This is a genomic window from Nostoc sp. DedQUE09, assembly GCF_034530915.1.
In the GTDB taxonomy this organism is placed as follows: Bacteria; Cyanobacteriota; Cyanobacteriia; order Cyanobacteriales; family Nostocaceae; genus Nostoc.
This window is the reverse complement of the sequence record NZ_JAVRCE010000013.1, coordinates 88,316-108,074: the sequence shown is the minus strand read 5'-3', so window position 1 is coordinate 108,074 and position 19,759 is coordinate 88,316. Positions and strand designations below refer to the sequence as shown.

15 protein-coding genes are annotated in these 19,759 nt (G+C 42.0%); 7 read left to right on the top strand and 8 right to left on the bottom strand.

Annotated features, from left to right (window positions below):
* Positions 1–86 precede the first annotated feature (86 nt).
* Together RMY27_RS11080 and polA are read right to left on the bottom strand one after the other, a co-directional pair.
* Positions 87–1,022: an ABC transporter substrate-binding protein gene (locus RMY27_RS11080; RefSeq protein WP_322663105.1), complete on the bottom strand. Its 936-nt coding sequence runs from the start codon at positions 1,020–1,022 to the stop codon at positions 87–89.
* A 121-nt stretch (positions 1,023–1,143) separates the two neighbouring features.
* Positions 1,144–4,086 carry a DNA polymerase I gene (gene polA / locus RMY27_RS11075; RefSeq protein WP_322663104.1) on the bottom strand — a complete coding sequence of 981 codons (2,943 nt, stop codon included), beginning with the start codon at positions 4,084–4,086 and terminating at the stop codon, positions 1,144–1,146.
* A 553-nt stretch (positions 4,087–4,639) separates the two neighbouring features.
* Here polA and RMY27_RS11070 point away from each other — a divergent pair.
* Together RMY27_RS11070 and RMY27_RS11065 are read left to right on the top strand one after the other, a co-directional pair.
* Positions 4,640–5,347 carry a choice-of-anchor E domain-containing protein gene (locus tag RMY27_RS11070; protein WP_322663102.1) on the top strand — a complete coding sequence of 236 codons (708 nt, stop codon included), beginning with the start codon at positions 4,640–4,642 and terminating at the stop codon, positions 5,345–5,347.
* Positions 5,348–5,688: 341 nt separating this feature from the next.
* On the top strand, positions 5,689–6,540 hold the full coding sequence (locus RMY27_RS11065; RefSeq protein WP_322663100.1) for a Cof-type HAD-IIB family hydrolase: 852 nt from the start codon (positions 5,689–5,691) through the stop codon (positions 6,538–6,540).
* A 180-nt stretch (positions 6,541–6,720) separates the two neighbouring features.
* Here the strand turns inward: RMY27_RS11065 and RMY27_RS11060 are convergent, their stop codons facing one another.
* The gene (locus RMY27_RS11060) at positions 6,721–7,437 is read right to left on the bottom strand and encodes a DALR anticodon-binding domain-containing protein (RefSeq protein ID WP_416212330.1); all 717 of its coding nucleotides are present in this window, start codon (positions 7,435–7,437) and stop codon (positions 6,721–6,723) included.
* Positions 7,438–7,962: 525 nt separating this feature from the next.
* Between RMY27_RS11060 and RMY27_RS11055 the strand changes: the two genes are divergently transcribed.
* The gene (locus tag RMY27_RS11055) at positions 7,963–8,682 is read left to right on the top strand and encodes a Crp/Fnr family transcriptional regulator (protein ID WP_012412419.1); all 720 of its coding nucleotides are present in this window, start codon (positions 7,963–7,965) and stop codon (positions 8,680–8,682) included.
* Between the two features lie 56 nt (positions 8,683–8,738).
* Here RMY27_RS11055 and RMY27_RS11050 read toward each other — a convergent pair whose 3' ends face one another.
* The 4 genes from RMY27_RS11050 to RMY27_RS11035 all read right to left on the bottom strand — a co-directional run bounded on the left by RMY27_RS11050 (position 8,739) and on the right by RMY27_RS11035 (position 14,200).
* On the bottom strand, positions 8,739–9,785 hold the full coding sequence (locus RMY27_RS11050; RefSeq protein ID WP_322663096.1) for a PstS family phosphate ABC transporter substrate-binding protein: 1,047 nt from the start codon (positions 9,783–9,785) through the stop codon (positions 8,739–8,741).
* A 287-nt stretch (positions 9,786–10,072) separates the two neighbouring features.
* Complete coding sequence (locus RMY27_RS11045) at positions 10,073–11,470, bottom strand: ABC transporter substrate-binding protein (protein WP_322663094.1); 1,398 nt, start codon at positions 11,468–11,470, stop codon at positions 10,073–10,075.
* An 8-nt stretch (positions 11,471–11,478) separates the two neighbouring features.
* Positions 11,479–12,882: a bifunctional serine/threonine protein kinase/MFS transporter gene (locus RMY27_RS11040; protein WP_322663092.1), complete on the bottom strand. Its 1,404-nt coding sequence runs from the start codon at positions 12,880–12,882 to the stop codon at positions 11,479–11,481.
* A gap of 304 nt (positions 12,883–13,186) precedes the next feature.
* On the bottom strand, positions 13,187–14,200 hold the full coding sequence (locus RMY27_RS11035; protein ID WP_322663090.1) for a LysR family transcriptional regulator: 1,014 nt from the start codon (positions 14,198–14,200) through the stop codon (positions 13,187–13,189).
* A gap of 212 nt (positions 14,201–14,412) precedes the next feature.
* Between RMY27_RS11035 and RMY27_RS11030 the strand changes: the two genes are divergently transcribed.
* The 4 genes from RMY27_RS11030 to RMY27_RS11015 all read left to right on the top strand — a co-directional run bounded on the left by RMY27_RS11030 (position 14,413) and on the right by RMY27_RS11015 (position 18,514).
* Positions 14,413–15,129, top strand: a complete 717-nt coding sequence (locus RMY27_RS11030; protein WP_322663088.1) for an NnrU family protein — start codon at positions 14,413–14,415, stop codon at positions 15,127–15,129.
* Positions 15,130–15,735: 606 nt separating this feature from the next.
* Entirely contained in the window at positions 15,736–16,122 is a 387-nt protein-coding gene (locus RMY27_RS11025) for a thioredoxin family protein (protein WP_194043509.1), read from the top strand.
* A 155-nt stretch (positions 16,123–16,277) separates the two neighbouring features.
* On the top strand, positions 16,278–16,412 hold the full coding sequence (locus tag RMY27_RS11020) for a hypothetical protein (protein WP_322663086.1): 135 nt from the start codon (positions 16,278–16,280) through the stop codon (positions 16,410–16,412).
* Positions 16,412–18,514 carry an NAD(P)H-quinone oxidoreductase subunit 5 gene (locus tag RMY27_RS11015; protein WP_322663084.1) on the top strand — a complete coding sequence of 701 codons (2,103 nt, stop codon included), beginning with the start codon at positions 16,412–16,414 and terminating at the stop codon, positions 18,512–18,514. Before RMY27_RS11020 ends, RMY27_RS11015 begins: the two co-directional genes overlap by 1 nt.
* A 216-nt stretch (positions 18,515–18,730) precedes the next feature.
* Here RMY27_RS11015 and RMY27_RS11010 read toward each other — a convergent pair whose 3' ends face one another.
* Complete coding sequence (locus RMY27_RS11010; RefSeq protein ID WP_322663083.1) at positions 18,731–19,294, bottom strand: hypothetical protein; 564 nt, start codon at positions 19,292–19,294, stop codon at positions 18,731–18,733.
* Positions 19,295–19,759: the final 465 nt, after the last annotated feature.

The following is a 19,759-nucleotide window of genomic DNA, read 5'->3' as shown; positions in this document are numbered from 1 at the left end:
TTATTAGAGTTAGTGGAAAACTCAATAAAGCAATCAATACTCTTGTGATAAGTGGCCTTAAATTTAAACCAAAAAACATCATTGGTTTAAGTAGCCTGCGCTACAAACAATGCTTGTTTAAGCTGCTGACAAGCTTTTTCAATTGCATCTATACTACCTGGATTCACCAGACCATAATAATCAAACACATAGACTCGATTATTTTTAGTTGCTTGCAGTTGTTGCCAAAAAGCTTCCTTTTTCAAGGAATCTAAAAGCCCCGCTTCCGAATTTCCTTGTGGAGCATTAACTAAAATTATCACCTCTGGATTTGCTTCTAAAATCTTCTCAGCCGAAAGCGTCACATAACCACCAACTGGACTTTTTCCTTGTAAATCTGCTGCTATATTTTTCGCCTGGAATTTTGCCAGCAAATCCCCTGCCCAACTGTTTTTATTCGGCGCTAAAATTGGTTGACGACTAACCAGTGCCAGAGTAGAAGGACTCTGAATTGTCTTATCTGGTAAAAAACTTTGGTAACGGCTTAACAAAGGCTGAGGATCAGCATTAATTGATTTAGCAAGTGTTTTAGTAAGTTCTTCTAGAGATTCCCAGCTATTCACCTTAGTAAGCAAAGTTTGAATTCCTAGCTGCTGAAGTTTTTGAATAGGAATGTTAGAAAAACCTTCTGCACCAATAACTAAATCTGGTTTGAGTGCTACCACTTTTTCTAAGTTGGGCGGACTCTGCCCTTCGCTAACGCGGGGAATATCCTTGAATTTTGAGTCATTCTTAAATAATTTACTACCAGTGATTCCAACAATTTTTGTTTGATGGAGTCGAGAGATAATATCAGCAGAAAGAGAAGAAAGAGCAACCACTCTTTTTGCCGATCCTTTTGGTAATTGCTGAGAGTTCGCGTTAGTCGCCTCAGTGGTATTTTCCACTTGGGTTTGTGGTTGCTGAGTATTTGCAGTGGTACAAGCAACTAAAACTATACTCAACAAAATTGCTAAACCAGATAAGAGCCAACGACGATGCATATTAAAATTCCTTATATGACTAAGAATGGTATAACATTAGCATTCGTAATTCGTAATTACTAATGACGCTATCAGTTGAATTACGAATTACTAATGTAATTTTTCTAATTCCCAGTTAAACTTACTTCGTCTCCATCCAATTTTCACCGACACGCGCATCCACCAGCAACGGCACACTCAACTGCACTGCATTTTCCATCACCGACTTAATTTGCACTTGTAATTCTTCCCACTCATTAGGGGGGATTTCAAACACTAATTCATCGTGAACTTGCAATAACAAACGTGCCTGATATTGCTTCAAGACCTCATGCAATCTCACCATTGCAATTTTGATAATATCAGCGTTAGAACCTTGAATTGGTGCATTAGCCGCAGAGCGTAATAAACCCGCATCAAAAGCACCCAAATTCTTCAACTTACTCAGATCAATATCTTCTGGGTTACTGCCTTTTAATTTGCGTAAACTGTTATTAGTAAAGTCAAAATAACGACGGCGACCGAAAATAGTTTCTACATAACCAAGAGCGATCGCTTCTTTTTTCACTCGCTCCAAATATGCAAAAACTTTCGGATATCGTTCATTAAACCGTTTAATGAACTCGTTGGCAATGGTCTTATCTATCCCAGTTGAGCGCGAAAACCTGAGAGAACCCATTCCATAAATCACGCCAAAATTGATAGTTTTTGCAATCCCTCGTTCTTCTGATGTGATATTTTCTTTTTCAAAGACTAACCGCGCCGTCACAGTATGAACATCTTCATTTTGCTGATATGCTTGCACTAATATCGGCTCTTGACTTAAATGAGCCAAAATCCGTAATTCAATTTGTGAGTAATCAGCAGCCACCATTAACCAACCAGCTTCTGGCAAAAACGCCTTCCGAATTTGGCGACTGAAAGCTGTACGAATGGGGATATTTTGTAAATTCGGATTAGAAGAAGATAACCTACCAGTTGATGTTGCTGCTTGGTTAAAATCAGTATGCACTCGCTGGGTATCTGGACGCACCAATGCAGGTAATGCATCAACATAAGTAGACTTTAATTTAGATAGCGTGCGATACTCAACGATCGCTTCAACAAATCCAGTTTTATCATCTTCTTGAAGTCTTTCTAGTGTTGCTGCATCTGTAGAGAAGCCCGTTTGAATTTTACGAGAATGTTTGGTGCTTAACCCTAACTTTTCAAACAAAATTTGGCTCAACTGTTTAGGAGAACCCAAGTTAAAATTTTCCCCAGCTATTTCGGTTGCTTCTTCTTTTAACCTCGCTAACTCAGTTTCTAAATGCTGCGAAAGTTCTTGTAAATAAGCTGAATTAATCCGAACACCTGTATATTCCATTTCAGCTAAAACAGCTTCTAGTGGCTGTTCGACTTCCACAAATAGCTTAGACAAAGCTGGAAATTGCTTCAGTTCCTCGCCCAATTTTGCCACTAAACCAAAGGTAGAATAAGCATCCATCCCGCAGTAATCTGCGACGGCAGGAATATCTATATCAGCGATGTTTTTGCCTTTAGGGACTAAATCTAAGTAACTTTTAGCTATCAATCCCAAATATCGCTGCGACAAATCCATCAAGTTATTACTTGAATCGGGATTTAGAATGTAACTTGCCAACATGGGATCAAACACCACTCCTGCCAAATTAATTCCTTGACATCTGAGAACTAGGCGGTCAAATTTGGCATTTTGTAAAGCTTTGGGATAATCGGTACTTTCAAGAATTGGGCGTAATGCTTCTAATACCAAATCTTTATTTAAATTTTCTCCAGTTTTGTGCCCCACAGGAATATAGGCTACTTCATCTGGTTCCGTTCCCCAACAGCAACCAATTCCTACTAATTCAGCATCTCTTGGTTCTAAATCGGTAGTTTCAGTGTCCCAAGCAACTGGTATTTGTGGGTTAGTAAATTTTTGTAAAAGTTTCACTAACTCAGTGAGTTTGGCTTCGGTATTAATGATGCGTGGTGTAATTGGAGAAGTAGATTGTTGTGGAACTGCTGCTGTATCACTAGCACTAAAAAACCACAAATCATTATCTTCATCAGCGCTGAATTCTGAGTTAGTAAAGTTGGTATTACTTGCGTCTGTTTTGGCTTCTTGCTTTTCTTCGGTTTTGCCCCCAAAACGTTGCTGGAGGTCGTTTATCCTGCCTAAAAAAGACTTGAATTCTAATTTCTCTAAAATTGGTGATAAGACGCTTGTATCAAAACCTTTTAATTTGCAATCTTCTAAATTAAATTCTATAGGAACATCTAAAACTATGGTTGCCAAATAGCGAGACTTTTCGGCATCTTCTTTACCTGCTGCCAGTTTTTTCTGAGTTGCGCCTTTAATTTCATCTAACGCAGCATAAACATTCTCAAGTGAACTGTATGTATTCAGCAGCTGCACTGCTGTTTTTTCGCCAATTCCCTTGACACCAGGAATATTATCTGATTTATCACCACAAAGAGCTTTGAAATCAATAATTTGTGAAGGCAAAACGCCCATTTTCTCTTTGACTTGTTCTGCTTCAAATTCCGTGATGCTATTTGTAGAGCGCTTTAGGGCATCGGGACTAAAATTCAGAACAGTGATTTCTTTGTCAGAATCTATCAGTTGAAATAAATCGCGATCGCCAGTCAGAATCTTCACTCTATACCCAGCAGCAGTTACTCGTTGTGCTAAGGTTCCCAAAACATCATCTGCCTCGAAACCAGGGGCAGTAAAAATGGGTAGATTGAAGCCGTTCAGCAACTCATGCAGGTTTTCTAAGTCGGGAATGAAGTCTTCCGGCGTTTCCGGGCGATCGGCTTTATAAGTCTCGTCAGCTTCGTGACGAAAAGTTGCCTCAGCCAAATCAAAAGCGATCGCCATTGCTTGGGGCTGTTGTGTTGCCATTACCTCTAGCAGGCACTTCACAAAACCAAAACATATACTGGTGGGAATCCCTGTTTTGGTACGCAGTCCTCCATCTCGCCCTTTGGCGAAGGCAAAGTATGAACGATAAGCTAACGAGTGTCCATCTACGAGGATGAACGTGGGGCGTGTTGCAGTTGCAGAAGTGATTTCAGACATAGCCCTATTTTAGCCAGAAGCTTTGTCACATAGTTAGCAATTTCAGATGCTTGTTCTGCTTGGCTTTGCTAAAAATAGTCCAGTTTTTGCGTACGAAATAACTTTCTGTATAATCTTAGACGAATTTTTACCTACGCATTTGCAGTTTTAGTACGGAAGGCAAGTAAAACCAACTTTTGGCAGAGATATCAGCCCAATTAAGTACGTGAGTATAAGCATAGTAACCAGATAGTAACTAGATCCCCAAATTATCACCAGAAGTTGGGGATCTATACTCCTAAGCCTTTTATGTTTAATTAGGTTGACCCAGCTTACTTCTCAGGAACCAACAAAAACTAGCTTAATATTTCGACATAATATTACCATGATCAAAACCTCTTGCCTTAATAAAACTTTATATATACCAATAAAAAAGTCTATTTATCGAAGAAATTTGAACATAATAACTTTACATAAAGTTACGTGTATTTATCAAGACTACAAGCAAAGTTTCAGAGTTACAAATAGGTTAGTAATCCCGTAATGATTCGTTTCAGAAAAGCATCTTTTATCCATGACAACAAAACTATTCAACACTCTAGCTGCTGCTACAACTTTGGCAGGAATTGTTGCAACTTCTGGAGCAGCTAATGCAGCTTCTCTCTCTTACACTAGTTCCACTAATTACGATTTCACAAATATCATTGATGCACCTTTAAGCGTCCAAAAATTTGACTCATCTCTGGGTACACTCAAGGGTGTAACGGTAAGTTTTACTGGCGACATCCTTGGAAATGCAGGTTTTGAGAATAGGAGTCCAACCGCGACTCAGGTAACAGTAAATCTTTCTAGTCAACTCAGTTTAAAACTAAATAATCAGTCTCTGTTTGCGCTCAATCCACAAGATATATCGAGTTATCAAGCTGCTAAGTATGACGGTATCACTGATTATAGTGGCACTTCTGGAAAGACTATTTCTAACTTAACTGCCACACAATCTGCTACTCAGTCTTTCACCAATACTCAATTCTTGCAGTCTTTCACTGGTAATGGCAACATAGACTTTTTGTTCTCAGCTTTAGCCAATTCAGTAGTTACGGGTTCGGGCAACATGAGATCCTATATTGATACTTATGCTAAGGCAGGTATCAAAGTAACTTATGACTACGATGAGGTGAAATCAGTACCTGAATCCTCTGCCACACTTGGAATTGGTTTAATTGCTGGGCTTTGTCTATTGTCACAACGCAAAAAAAGCTGGATCAAGGTCTCCAATTCATAGACTTTCTTGAATAGGTAGGTTTTCCCATCCTATCTATCGATCAGGCTATCTAATTTAAATAAAAAAACCCGATTTTTCTGAGAATCGGGTTTTTTATTGCGCCTATTAACCATAATTTTTAAGACTTTTTAAATAAATCCAAAATCCTCAAAGCAAGTTATTGCTCCCTGGGGTAAATCTAAAATCTAAAATTGTGTAAGTTAACATCCTCATGGTAAGGAAATTGGATTAACTAGAGATGCCAATTTTTTCTACTACTCCCCACGCCAATTTTTTCTACTACTCCCCACTGGTCGCTGGAGCCTGTTAACCTCTTACTGGAACTTAAAATCTAGGAAATTATGCAGAAAGCATCTACTGACAATCAGGCTGCTGCAAAAGACATTAAGCTACTAGTTTTGGATATAGATGGCACGATCGCTGGGCACTCTAACACTATCAGCGAACCTGTAAAGCAAGCAATCTTTGCGGCGCAAGCACGAGGAATTCAAGTGGCGATCGCCACAGGTAGAATGTATCGTTCAGCCTTGCGCTTCCACCAAGATATCGGCTCTACGCTACCATTAATGGCCTATCAAGGAGCCTGGATTCAAGACCCAATCACCCAAAAAATTCATCGCCATTGGGTTGTTTCCAGAGAAATCGCCCACCAGTTACTCGACTATTTTGAAAAGCCTGAGTTGCGATCGCTTCTATCTGTTCACTTTTACATCAACGATCAACTATACGTTCGTGAGTTAACCAGAGAAACCAAAATTTATGCAGAACGTTCTGGTATTATTGCAATTCCTGTGGGTGATTTGCGTCAAGCCTTAACGAATGAACCGACAAAAATTCTTGCTTTATCTGATGACACTGACGTAATCGATAAGTTATTAGGAAATTTGCGCCGCCAATACACACCCGCTGAACTTTATATGACAACCTCTGTTGCTACCTTTTTTGAAGCAACTAACGCCTCTGTAAACAAGGGGACTGCTATACGTTACCTAGCCGAAGAATTCCTGGGATTACAGTTAGCCAACGTTATGGCGATTGGCGATAACTTTAATGATGTGGAAATGCTGGAGTATGCCGGACTTGGTGTAGCTATGGGCAACGCACCAGCAGGAGTGCAGGCGATCGCTAAGTGGGTAGCTCCTAGCGTAGAAGAAGATGGGGCAGCAGTAGCTATTGAAAAGTTTTTGCTGTAGTCAGGGCACTTTTTAAAATCTAACCCATATAAATCAGAAAGGACACCGACGACTGGCCGTGTTTCGTCTCGGTGCCCCTGCTGGTTCGCTCCTCACACACCTGCTAATGTATCCGAGGTCGTGCATCGAGTCAATAGCTATATAAAAAGTTTTTATTTTTGCCTAAGCGACATTACCGATTTATAACTCCAAAGGCGCAAAAACCCCCAGATTTTCCTCTAGGACAAATTTTAATACTGACTGAGTAGCCATGAGCAATCCGAGTCTAGCTTGGGCTAGCTCTGGTGACGTAATTTTCACCTCACCCCAAATCCGGCAATTAGACCAAAACTTTTCAAAAGCTTGGCTCAAATTCAGCGCTACTTTTTCCCATTTCACAGAACCGCTAACATCAGGGCACTCTATGTTGTCTACCACTTGTATTAATTCACCAATTAAACGACGCTCATCTGGGTGATTGAGTTGTAGTATTCCGTCGCAATTAAGCCAAGGTAGTGGGTTAGGAGAGATAACATCCCAAAAACCTGGACTAGTATTTGGAACTGGTTCTTTAAGTTTAATCAATCCCTCTCGATGAGCCAGAAGCACTAGCGAACAGCAGCGTGCATGAGCATATTCAACAGCAAACAATGAATTGGGCACTGGGGATTGGGCACCAATTGTCTCCTCTGCTTCGCTGCTCCCCCGGTTACTGAGCGTAGTCGGTGGCGCAGCCTCTGGTAGAGAAGTATGCTCCCCTGCTTTCCCTGAACTCCCGACTACGAGACTTTGTAACCAAGCCGCTAAGGTTGAGTGAGTTAATTCAAAATTTATCCAACCTGGGGGAACTATTTGAATGCTAAAAACGTCCTCACAAATCCCTGATAAATCTGAAGCGATCGCACTAGCAAGCTCCATCGCTTTTCGATTCTGAGATTTTGATAGTCGCAGAGACACACTTGAGGTATAGAGAACTCTCTTGTCATCTCTACCTTTATATAGAGGAATTTTTTCCCCTTTTATGCATATATTTTTTCCATTATAAGTATCAATGCTTAGTGATTTTATTAAATAACTATATAATAGCTGTTTGATTGACGTATATTTGCTAACTGGTATTTTAGAATGCACGTAATATTATTTAAATAGTCATGTAAGATATATTTGTTACATTTCTGTCATCTGCCTTGCGGTATAAATTTAATTTAGATGAAGAAAAATGAGAAGAGGATAAAATTTGATGAATAATCGATGAATAGTAAGTAAACTTTACTACCACCATTGTACAGTAGGAAGTATAACAAAAGAGTAGAGAGTAATTTGCTTTCTATTCTTTGGATTGGCTGGCGCTGTTAGGCGTTAAGCCTGCCTCGTCAACACAAAGACACTCCTTGCACCCTTTTATTTACGTCTTTGTCTTCAGCCGAACGCTCTTTGTTACCTATGCAATCTCCATCCTCCTTTTCTGAGGCATCACGGCCTTTTTTGACTTGGCAACGCATTCTTGACTGGGCTCAAGAACACTATCGCTGCCGCACCTTTAGCAAAGATGAGCGCATTCCAGCCCGGCCTGGATTGCTGTATTTGGTGCAAAGGGGTGCGATCCGTATGGTAGGAACCGCCCAAGTTAGTGCGACTGCCAGTCAGCTAACGTCTCGACGAATCAACAGAACTCCAGAAGAAGCGTTCTTGGGTTTTGTGGGAGCGGGACAGCCATTTGAAATTGTTGCTCAGTCACCATTCACACTCCAGGCTTACGCCCATGTCGATCAAACTGCGGTGCTGTGGATGTACTGGCATGATTTAGACAATTGGCCTCACTTCCGTCGCGAAGTTATGGATGCCTTTAGGTATCAGCACCAGCGTAAGCTGCTGTGGCTGAGTGCCTTGGGACAACGCCGCACAATTGACCGACTCTTAGGATTTCTCACATTGTTAATTGAGGAATATGGAGAGCCAGCAATGAGCGACACTGATCCTGATGTGATTCGCGGTTATTGTCTGCCTTTTCCCCTCACTCATGCCCAAATAGGTAGCGCGATTGGTTCCACTCGTGTCACCGTCACCCGCTTGATGGGTAAGCTGCGTCAACGTGGTTTAATCTTGACTCAAGGGGATAATCTCATTTGCTTGCCAGCAGAATCGATTAATAGAGCTGGTTAAGGTACAGTTCAGAGCGGCGATTTCCGCCACTCTGTCTTGAGTGCGATTCGCTCTTGTCAGCGAATTTTGACAAATCCGGCTTGGGTAATCAGTTGCTGTCCCTGCTCAGTCAGCAGTAAGTTGGCGTAAGCGACACCTGCTTGCTGCTCAGTCTGACCATTCTGTTTGACCACCACAAACAGATTGCGGGTAATCGGGTATTTTCCTGATTGGAATGCCTCAATGTTCAACTTGTTCCGTTTACCAGGACATTCAGACGGGAGGACAGAAGGTTCTTGGTATGGAGCAATGTATTGCCCTTGCGTGCGCCCCAACGGCAAGGACTTAATTGAGCATTGAGGAATCACCTCTGGGGCAGAAGCGTAGTAGATGCTACCAGGACTATCAGCCAATTTTTGCAAGGCTTGGGTGGTTGTGGAGATAAATTCTACATTGGAGCTGAAAGCTTGACCACCCAAGATGTCTTGGACAAAAAGTTCCACAGTACCGCCATCAGTAACGCGGCGGGAATAGGGCTTGATCGGGATATTGGGGCCGCCCACTTGGCTCCAATTATTAATTTTGCCTGTGTAAATTGACTTTAACTGTTCTACTGTTAGCCCTGGAATATTCAGGTTGGGGTTAACTGCAACCGCTAAACCATCAATTGCCACAGGAATTTGTTTCAAACTGAACCCACGCTGCTGGGCACGGCTTAATTCTTGATCTAGAACTGGTCGGGAGGACTGGGCAAAAGCTAGTTGACCGTCTATCAAGGACTGAATTCCAGTACCAGAACCAGGCGATGCATTGCTGGGTTCTACATAGCGCAGCCGTAACTCTGGCCGCGCGGCTTGAATTGCTGGATCAACTCCTAGTCGAATCGGTGCCCAAGATGTACTACCTCCGTAATTGAATAATCCTGTAGGAACATCCTTTACTAAAGTGAAAGTATTGCCACTAGGCTGTTCTGAGACTGTTTGGGGCGTTTTGGTACTACCAGAATTAATTGTATTTAGATCAACACCAGATTTTCTAGTAAACCACCAAAAACCGCCAGCTATTAGCCCGACGGTGATTAGGATGGATAATACAAGAATAGTTGTTTCATTTTTTTGGGACATAGTATAATTACCCGTGCGTCCATTCAATATAAGTGCTTGACTTGACAAGTGCTTGCTACTTGAGATTGTATTTGGAGGACGGGGATTTTGTTAGCAAATCCTAACTTCTGGGTAATTTAAAAGTCAAGGTATAATAAATTTCATTTGGATTATTCGTCTCTGATCTCAAGGTTTGAGTGGTGGTAAGAATAAATTGACAGTAAGATTTTTCCCCATAAAACTCAATTTCCCATCTTGAGAGGTTTTGCAGGTTAAGTATTGGTTAATTTTTAATTTTTTATTGCTGATTAACGCACTGGTTCAAAGTCATAACCAGTGCGAGAGCGAGAACCAGGAACAATTTTTACAAGTTGAACTGGCGCATTGCGATCGCCTGATGCTAAAAACCGAATTGTACCAGAAGCCCCAGTGGCAGAAAAGTCAGATGACAAGAGTGCTTCCTGAACTCCAGCTCGCGTAGGATTACGTTCTAATGCCGCAATTAGAGCTACAGTGGCATCATAGCTGAGGGCACTTCGCCAACTCACATCACCGCCCCATAACTGCCGCGATTTCTGGGGAAAATCTGACTTAGGAGCGCCATCAATATGCCAGGGAACTGCCACTACCATCCCCACAGCTTGTTCTCTGCCAATTTCCAAAGTTTTAGCCGTGTAAACATCATCTCCCCCCAACAGAGTTAACCGTTTCTGGTTAATCTGAACTACTTGCAGTGCTTTATCGAGAGTTTCAGTGTTAGCAGCTAACATCAATACTTCTGCACCTTGTTTAGTTGCTTGTTCTAGACTTTTAGCCGCACTAAAATCCGCCTTGGATAAGTCAAATTCGCTGGCTACCTGTCCACCCTCTAGGGAAACAGATGAAACAAACTCCGACTTTAAAGACTGGCTATAGTTACTCTGAGAATTAAAGAAAACCACTGCATTTTTTTTCTGCAAGGTTTTCACCATATAGTTAGCTAAAGTTCTCGCAGCCATAAAATCACTGGGAACTGTCCGAAAAATGTAGCGGCTAAAGTTAGAGATTTTGACAGATGTACTAGTAGGAGATATAGCTACAAGTTGTCCTGAAGTATAAATAGTACCTGCGGCTAAGGTAGAATCGCTAGTATTCGGCCCAACTACACCTAATACTTCTGAATTACTGACTAGGTTAGAAGCGATTTGCTTGGCTATTTCTGGATTGTCATCGTCATTAGCTATCCCTACCCTTAACGGTACTCCCTTGATTCCTCCTGAGGTATTGACTTGATTTTGAGCTTGGGCTATTCCACGTAAAATTTCTAAAGCAGCATTGGGGTCAGTGCCGAATGGTACAGAAGCCACGATGGTATAGCTCTTGGAAGAACCGATGCGGGCATTGTTAAGAAAAATTAATGCTTCTGGATCGTTTCGGTTGAGTTTTAGAGCAGATGTGAAATTGGCGATCGCTTTATCATAACTTTTAGCTGCGATCGCCTGTACTCCTTCTTTTTTTACTGAAGAAATATCACCTGGAGTAAAAGATTTTTCTCCAAAACTAATACGGTCTTGTAAGGATGGATTGTTGCCTAGTTGTTGATTTGGAATAATGTTATTACCAATTTTGGTCCCATTGTTACTAAACCACCAAAACCCACCGCCAACTATGGCAGCTGTTAGCAGCAGAGCCAAAGCTAAAATTGTGGTTTCATTTTTTTGTGACATGAAAAAATTTAAAGTATCAGAGATAATAATTTATAAATAAGTCTAAATATAGCTGTCAGTGAAATAGCTACTAAGGCTGATGCAATTGATAAAATTACTACGTTCACGATACCAAGACTACCCTGTAGAAAGGGGAGAAAAAAAATAATCGCAAAAGTAATTGCCGGAATAATTAATAAATCAAACTTCTCAATCCACCGCCTCGTTTGGGCAAATATCAGTATTCCTAAAATCACACACGCAACACTTAAAGTAAGTATTGGTTCTTTTACAAGACTGAAGAGAGCGATCGCGATCAATGCACCCTCAAATCCACTAAATGCCGCCCCACCCAATAATTCCAATGTCGAAAATGCTGGCTGAGTTGGTGGACGACGGGGAACGACGGGATTAGAACCTTTTGCCGGTTGTGGCGGAAGTGTTACAGAGGGCGAATTAATTTGTGTAGGGGCTTGAACCGCCTGTGAGTTAAGTGCATCTATAACCTCTTGGGCTGACTGGAAGCGCTGATTAGCAGCAGGTAGCAGCATTTTGTCTAATATGTCAGCAAGGCGAGGGCTGACAGTCACTTGGGTTCGCCATTTCCACTGGTTGCTATAAGCATCAAATAGTTTAACTGCTTCCTGATTTGTCAACAAGGTAATAAGAGTTACAGCTAAGGCGTATAAATCTGTAGATGGAAATACTTGACCCCCAGCCATCTGCTCAGGCGGTGCAAATCCCATCGAATAAATTCCTGTGGAAGAAGCAGCAGAACCCAGTGCAACATTTGTTACTTGTTTAACTGCGCCAAAATCTAGTAAAAAAAGTCTACCATCGCGACGGCGCATGATGTTAGAGGGTTTAATATCTCTGTGGATAATGCCTCTATGATGGACAAACTTTAGTACTTTCAGAATTTCTTGCAGCACCTCCAACACTTGCTGTTCAGAAAATTTGCCTTGTTGAACTAATTCTTCTTCTAAGTTTTGCCCATCAATATATTCTTGTACTAAGTAAAAAAATTGGTCTTGCTGTCCTGGTTGCAAACTATTAACTATCACTGGAAAGAAGGCAAATAAGTCAGGTATTTGCTCGTGATCGTTACCAAGTTGTGCTAAAACTTCTGCCTCTCTCTCAAACATCAACTGTGCTTGTTGCAGTTGATTTAAAGTTAAATTTCCCGATGGTTGAAACTGCTTCACTACGCATTGACGCATTCCCGGTATTCGGCGATCGCGTGCCAAAAATGCTGCTCCAAACCCGCCCCTTCCCAGCAGTTTCGTTGGCACGTATCGACCATCTAGCATCAGTGGCATACCACAGGTAGTGCAATACTTTTGCTGGGTTGTTTTCAGTGTCGTAATATCATCTAAATCGGCAAAATAGTTTTGTGGGCGTGGACAACGTGGACGAGTGCAGTAAACTTCCATTTTCGTGATTAGTCAAAATAATTCGCAATTGATAATACTCGCCTTCTCTAGGAGACGCTACGCGAATGGCAAGAAGCAAGCTACGTAATTCGTAATTAGTTCAGGTTACAGAGAAACTAAATTTGTTAATCAGGAACACGAAATTTTTTTCCTGATATCAAACCTTTGGCTTGCCTACAGCACTCTGCACAAACGCAATGGGTTAATAATTACGAATTAAGTTAGCGACAGAGGAGCGTCATTACGAATTATTTGGTCATTTACAAAAACAAAGGACAAATGACAAGGGACTAATAACCTGATTTTAGTCTTCGCCAGATAAGGTGGGTGTTGCTACCTCCAATGTAGTTAACACTAAACTTTTTTGTGTTAATTTTAACACATCTTGATTCCATCCTGGGTTGGCAAACTGGGGCAGAATTTCTTGGCTAAAGGCTTCTGCGGCCTTGGATCTGTAGCGATTGGGATTACAAATCAGCCACAGCGTCCGTTTGACGACAACACCTTCAATGGGAGTACGGTGCAAAACGCCCATTTGTAACTCTTTAGCGATCGCACTAGTTGAAACAAAGGCAGCCCCTAAACCGGATTGCACAGCATTTTTAATCGCTTCAATGGAATTCAATTCCATTTCAACTTTAAAACGTCTGGTATCGATTTCACAGCGTGCTAGCACCTGGTCAATGACTTTGCGGATAGTCGATTGGGAATCTAGGGCAATGAATTGTAATTTATACAGGTCGTCTTTCTGGATTTTTTCAAGTTTGGTGAAAGGATGAAAGACAGGTAAAATCAGCGCTAGCTCGTCCTCAGCGTAAGGAATCACTTCTAAAGATTCTGACAGTTCACCAGGAATTTCACCGCCGATAATTGCCAGATCAACTTGTCCGTTAGCGACACTCCAAGCAGTCCGCCGGGTAGAATGGACGTGTAATTGCACTGCCACATCTGGATATTTTTGTCGGAACATACCGATCATCCTGGGCAAAAGATAAGTGCCGGTGGTTTGAGAAGCACCGACAATCAAAGTACCACCTTGGAGATTTTGTAAATCCTCGATGGCGCGGCAGGTTTCCTGACAGAGGCTGAGGATTTTTTCACCGTAGTTTAAGAGTAGATGCCCGGCTTCGGTTAATTGGGCGCGTCGTCCTCCACGATCGAATAAGGGGACATCAAGTTGCCGTTCGAGATTTTGGACTTGTAAACTAACGGCAGGCTGGGAAACGTAAAGACTATCAGCGGCACGCTTGAAGCTTCCTTCTTGAGCGATCGCTTTCAGGATACGTAACTGATCTAAAGTGAAAGGAAGGTCAGACATAAGGCTCAACCCACAAACTTTTAAAGGAGCAGATGCACGTAATAAATCCGGTTTGGCAACAATTAGCCGGACATGATTTGTTGCATATTAAACTTGAAGACTTGACTCGAAAAAGACAGTAGCACAACATCTTGACTAAAGTCCCCTTTTGAATACTTTGTGGTATTGGTTGTACTGAATTCAGTTTTCTTTAAATTACTTCACCTGTGTATATGCTGCTGATTTCTTGGTTGACACCCAGTCATTTTGTCATACTGGGGTTACAAATAGTTTTTGCGATCGCTCACAGTGGAGGCGCTGCTTTACGCCCTTGGGCAGAAAAATACATTGGCCCAAGGTTTTATCGCATTCTTTTTGCGTTAGTCAGCCTACCGTTGGCTGTGATATTAATTATTTACTTTTTTGGGCACCGCTATGATGGTTTGCAAATTTGGCAGGTACAAGGAGTGCCAGGAGTGCGAGAATTTGTTTGGCTGCTGTCAGCAATCTCGTTTTTGTTTTTATATCCTGCTACCTTCAATCTACTAGAAATTGCTGCTATTCAAAAGCCCCAAGTTCATCTCTACGAAACAGGAATTATTCGGATTACCCGTCATCCCCAGATGGTAGGACAAATAATTTGGTGTGTTGCCCATACTCTCTGGCTGGGTACTACCTTTACCCTTGTGACTTCCATTGGCTTGATATTGCATCACTTGTTTGGGGTTTGGCATGGGGATCGCCGTTTGAGCGATCGTTATGGAGAAGCTTTTGAAATTGCCAAACAGCGGACTTCAATTATTCCCTTTAAAGCAATTATTGACGGGCGTCAATCTCTCAAATGGCAGGAATTTCTCCGACCTGCCTATTTGGGAGTTGCCATTTTTATAGCTTTGCTTTGGTGGTCGCACCCTCTGTTACTGGAAGCAACTAGTAGTATAGGATGGTAACTTTAGACGATCCCCAGTGTCAGAAGAAAATCCGAAATAGATGGAAATTTAAGCTTATCAATTGCCCCAAATCAATGTAGGATAAATTCAAACATCTATTCAGTGGAGGGTGCGTTCAGTCAGCTTGAGATTTTATATTGGTAGTCGTTGGTCAGCTGCCTTTCCTTGAAAGAAAGTGGCAGATTCAGTCAAATCCCCAGGCAGCCACGGCAATCAGGAGTTTAACATCCAAAAAAAGCCAACGCGACTTCTAAGGTAGCTTTTCTGTCAGAGAGACATTAACGCGCTCAATTTTTGCCAATAATTCTGTGTTCTAAATATTTGTGTCTTGAATGCATCTATCGGCAGTTACTGACTTGCCAATCCTCCACTGAAGCAGTAGCTGAGTTCTGAGTCCTGAGTAAAAGCAAGCAACTTAGTATTCATTGCTTGGCAATTAGTCCCAATCCCCGCTTTACTCTAAAAGAAAAATAAACGAGTTCCTCATTCAATCCGCTAACTTTAGTTATGGACTTCTACTCAGCAAACAGAACTCAGAACTCAGCACTACTAAATTCGGTACTGATAGCTAGTTTGATATAAAAACCTTATAATCCAAGAGGCGTCATGGTGTTGTCGGTTAGTGAGCGGACATTTACTCAAGAAGTTTTAGAATCTCCTATTCCTGTTTTAGTTAACTTTGAAGCACCTTGGTGTGGCTTGTGTAGAGTTATCCACCCACTGTTATTGCAATTTCAGTCCCAGTGCGGGGATGAAATTAAATTAGTCGGGGTTAACGCAGATCAAAATTTTAAATTGTCTACTACCTATAGGCTAAAATCACTACCCACTTTACTATTGATTGAAAATGGCACTATTCGCCATCGCTTGGAATGCTTTCGCGGCAGAGAAGATTTACGTCTAGCTTTAGAAGAGATTAAAGCCAGCTACAGCAATTACCCCAAAATCTACAAAAGTTCAAAAACAGTCGACTTAGAATGCCGATCGGCCTGATGGATATTGGGTATGGGACATGGGGCATTGGGGAGGCAGTGCGATCTTCTCCCAAAGGGAGAGGCTAGCGCCAAGGGGTCTTCCCAAGTGGAGCAACTGCCGTCATCGGGCATTGGGCATTGGACTAATGACCAATGACTAATGACCAATGACTAATGACCAAATCTAAAACCATGCTTAATACCCCACCCAATCAGTCTTGGGTGGGTTATTTTATCCTAAAGGGTGTAGTCACAATTATTAACAGTTTCGACACGCTAATCATGAATTCTAAAAGTAGGCGTCAGTGATGGAAGTAATCTATCAGTATGCCTGGCTGATTCCGGTGTTCCCTCTTCTTGGGGCAATGCTGGTCGGTCTAGGGTTAATCTCGTTGAATCAGGTGACAAACCGCCTCCGCCAGCTTAATGCTGTGGTGATTATCTCCATGATGGCAGCAGCTATGGCGCTGTCGTTTGCCTTGCTCTGGAGTCAAATTCAAGGACATCCGTCTTATATTCGCACCTTTGAGTGGGCGGCGGCAGGTAATTTTCACCTGAGCATGGGCTACACTATTGACCACCTGACAGCCCTAATGCTGGTGATTGTCACAACGGTAGCCTGCTTAGTCATGGTTTACACCGATGGCTACATGGCTCACGATCCCAGTTATGTGCGGTTTTACGCCTATCTGAGTTTGTTTGGCTCTTCAATGTTAGGTCTGGTGGTCAGCCCCAACCTAGTACAGATTTATATATTCTGGGAACTCGTCGGGATGTGTTCCTACTTGCTGGTCGGTTTTTGGTACGATCGCAAGTCAGCAGCAGATGCCGCTCAAAAAGCGTTTGTAACCAACCGGGTGGGCGACTTTGGTCTATTACTCGGCATTTTGGGGCTGTTCTGGGCAACAGGAAGCTTTGATTTTAATATCATGGGCGATCGCCTCGCCCAACTTGTCGAATCAGGTTCTATCAGCAATTTTCTCGCTGTCCTGTTTGCGATTTTAGTTTTCTTAGGCCCAGTTGCAAAATCAGCCCAATTCCCCCTCCACGTCTGGCTACCAGATGCGATGGAAGGCCCCACCCCCATTTCTGCCTTGATTCACGCGGCAACAATGGTAGCGGCTGGTGTTTTCCTGATTGCCCGGATGTATCCAGTATTTGAAGACGTTCCAGCCGCAATGAATGTCATTGCCTTTACTGGGGCGTTTACGGCGTTTTTGGGGGCAACCATTGCTATTACCCAAAACGACATCAAAAAGGGTTTGGCTTACTCCACCATTTCCCAACTTGGTTATATGGTGATGGCAATGGGAATAGGTTCCTACAGTGCTGGACTATTCCACCTGATGACCCACGCCTATTTCAAGGCGATGCTGTTCTTGGGTTCAGGTTCAGTAATTCACGGTATGGAAGGTGTCGTTGGACACGACCCCGCCTTAGCGCAAGATATGCGCTTGATGGGTGGACTGCGAAAGTATATGCCCGTCACGGCAACTACCTTTTTAATTGGTTGCTTGGCAATTTCTGGTATTCCACCCTTTGCTGGTTTCTGGTCAAAAGATGAAATTTTGGGGAAGGCTTTTGAAGCTAACCCACTCTTATGGTTTATCGGCTGGCTAACTGCCGGGATTACGGCTTTCTATATGTTTAGAATGTATTTCTCGACATTTGAAGGCAAATTCCGGGGTACTGACGAGAAAATCAAGGAAAAACTTAAAAAAGCTGCGGCGACAATTGTCCTGGAATTAGAGTCAGAAGAACCAGTCCCGAATTTTGGGCCTGGGGCAATGAAAAAAGGAGAATTGGCGGCAACTAGTCAGCATCATGATTCCCATGACTCCCACGGGCATCACAGCGACTCTCCCCACGAATCGCCGTGGACAATGACGCTACCGTTGGCACTGTTGGCTGTGCCTTCGATTTTGATTGGTTTGGTGGGAACTCCCTACGCCAATTATTTTGAAGAGTTTATCTTTCCTCCTAGCGAAACTCTCTCCGAAGTTATAGAAAAGTCTGCCGAGTTCAATCCGACGGAATTCTACATCATGGCGGGTGCCTCAGTCGGAATTTCTTTGATTGCGATTACCCTGGCTTCGCTGATGTATTTGAGCCGTAAAATTGACCCAGCTGCGATCGCTGCTAAAATCCAACCACTTTACGAGTTATCCCTCAACAAGTGGTACTTTGATGACATTTACCATCGGGTTTTTGTCCTCGGCTTGCGTCGCGTAGCTAGACAAGTTATGGAAGTTGACTTCCGCGTTGTCGATGGTGCTGTTAACCTTACAGGCTTTTTCACCCTTGTGAGTGGTGAAGGTCTGAAGTACCTAGAAAACGGTCGCGCTCAATTCTATGCCTTGATTGTGTTTGGGGCGGTTTTGGGTTTAGTGATTGTCTTTGGTGTTACCTAATTTTCATAGGGGTGGGCGATGGTCCGCCCCTAAATTTTCTAAGAGTCTAAATTAGACTCCTTTTTTTTGGCTGATAGTTTAGTAATTTAATATACAGTCTCCTAGAGGACTCAAAAAGCTCTTAGTTCAGAAAAAGGTAGCGAATAGGCAAATGATTTTCTCGTCTGTCTCAGAGGTTATGTTAGACCGGAGAGTTTGATTATATCGATATCAACGCTAAGAGTAAAACATTACGATTTCGATTAAAAAACTCACAAGCTTGCCCAATTCACTTGAACTGGTTTGCACTGTCGTTTCCATGTCACCAGTACTCAATATCTGTGCAACAGGCTTTCCCGTATTGCGCTGCCAAACTTCTCCCCACTGACCATCATTACAATCAGCGTCACCTTCATTGACAACCATTCGTAATTTCATTGTCAATTTATCTGAAGTAATAATATCAAAATCTACCCAGTAATACTGTCCAATATTATCGAAATACTTTGATGGATGCTCTCTATAACGCCTAGTAGAATTTCTAGCATTTTCTCTATGATGAGCGGGTATGTTTGGACATTCTAAGTATTTTGCCGTACTACATTTTCCTAGAATTGAAACTGATCGAATTGAAAGAAGCATTTCATCGAATGTATCTGTGCAAGTGAATGCCTCTCTTAGTTCGGCGAGCGATTCTCCCTCTAGTGGATTTTTATTTTTAACAGGCGACAACTTATTAATGCAAGTAGGCCATTTAACTTGCCTATCTTCTTTACTATACAGAATCCACTTCTTCGTCATAGCAATTGCTTTAGCTCTCAAAATCCATGATATCTGAAAGTATCGAAGAAGAGCTAAAGATTCATTGACAAAGTGTAAAAGTTTTATAAAAAGCAGAATTAGCTGTTAATAATGGAGCAGAATTGGAGATTATTAGATATACAGTTTAGTGTTCTTATTTGTGTTTCTGCTTTAGCGATGGGTTATTCAAATATGGAATTTTATTATAAGTTGTAAATCAAATAGCGATCATGTTATGAAAAAAAGCTTTCATAATCGTCATGGCTACCTATCCAGAACCATGTAACTGTGTCACCCTCCAAAACCCCAATTGCTCGATAATTGCGAGTTATTCTGACAGACCAAATATTCTCCTCGTTATTTATACATTTAAAATGCAAAGACGGATGAAAAGGATTTTCTCTCCATAACTGATAAGCTTTTCTCGCACTCTGTCTAACTTGCTTTTCAAGAGACTGATATTTA

What these genes read in the sequence shown, in the direction of transcription:
- RMY27_RS11080 (WP_322663105.1), bottom strand. Translation starts at nt 1,022, where the DNA reads ATGCATCGTCGTTGGCTCTTATCTGGTTTAGCAATTTTGTTGAGTATA.
- polA (WP_322663104.1), bottom strand. Translation starts at nt 4,086, where the DNA reads ATGTCTGAAATCACTTCTGCAACTGCAACACGCCCCACGTTCATCCTC.
- RMY27_RS11070 (WP_322663102.1), top strand. Translation starts at nt 4,640, where the DNA reads ATGACAACAAAACTATTCAACACTCTAGCTGCTGCTACAACTTTGGCA.
- RMY27_RS11065 (WP_322663100.1), top strand. Translation starts at nt 5,689, where the DNA reads ATGCAGAAAGCATCTACTGACAATCAGGCTGCTGCAAAAGACATTAAG.
- RMY27_RS11060 (WP_416212330.1), bottom strand. Translation starts at nt 7,437, where the DNA reads ATGGAGCTTGCTAGTGCGATCGCTTCAGATTTATCAGGGATTTGTGAG.
- RMY27_RS11055 (WP_012412419.1), top strand. Translation starts at nt 7,963, where the DNA reads ATGCAATCTCCATCCTCCTTTTCTGAGGCATCACGGCCTTTTTTGACT.
- RMY27_RS11050 (WP_322663096.1), bottom strand. Translation starts at nt 9,785, where the DNA reads ATGTCCCAAAAAAATGAAACAACTATTCTTGTATTATCCATCCTAATC.
- RMY27_RS11045 (WP_322663094.1), bottom strand. Translation starts at nt 11,470, where the DNA reads ATGTCACAAAAAAATGAAACCACAATTTTAGCTTTGGCTCTGCTGCTA.
- RMY27_RS11040 (WP_322663092.1), bottom strand. Translation starts at nt 12,882, where the DNA reads ATGGAAGTTTACTGCACTCGTCCACGTTGTCCACGCCCACAAAACTAT.
- RMY27_RS11035 (WP_322663090.1), bottom strand. Translation starts at nt 14,200, where the DNA reads ATGTCTGACCTTCCTTTCACTTTAGATCAGTTACGTATCCTGAAAGCG.
- RMY27_RS11030 (WP_322663088.1), top strand. Translation starts at nt 14,413, where the DNA reads ATGCTGCTGATTTCTTGGTTGACACCCAGTCATTTTGTCATACTGGGG.
- RMY27_RS11025 (WP_194043509.1), top strand. Translation starts at nt 15,736, where the DNA reads ATGGTGTTGTCGGTTAGTGAGCGGACATTTACTCAAGAAGTTTTAGAA.
- RMY27_RS11020 (WP_322663086.1), top strand. Translation starts at nt 16,278, where the DNA reads ATGACCAAATCTAAAACCATGCTTAATACCCCACCCAATCAGTCTTGG.
- RMY27_RS11015 (WP_322663084.1), top strand. Translation starts at nt 16,412, where the DNA reads ATGGAAGTAATCTATCAGTATGCCTGGCTGATTCCGGTGTTCCCTCTT.
- RMY27_RS11010 (WP_322663083.1), bottom strand. Translation starts at nt 19,294, where the DNA reads ATGACGAAGAAGTGGATTCTGTATAGTAAAGAAGATAGGCAAGTTAAA.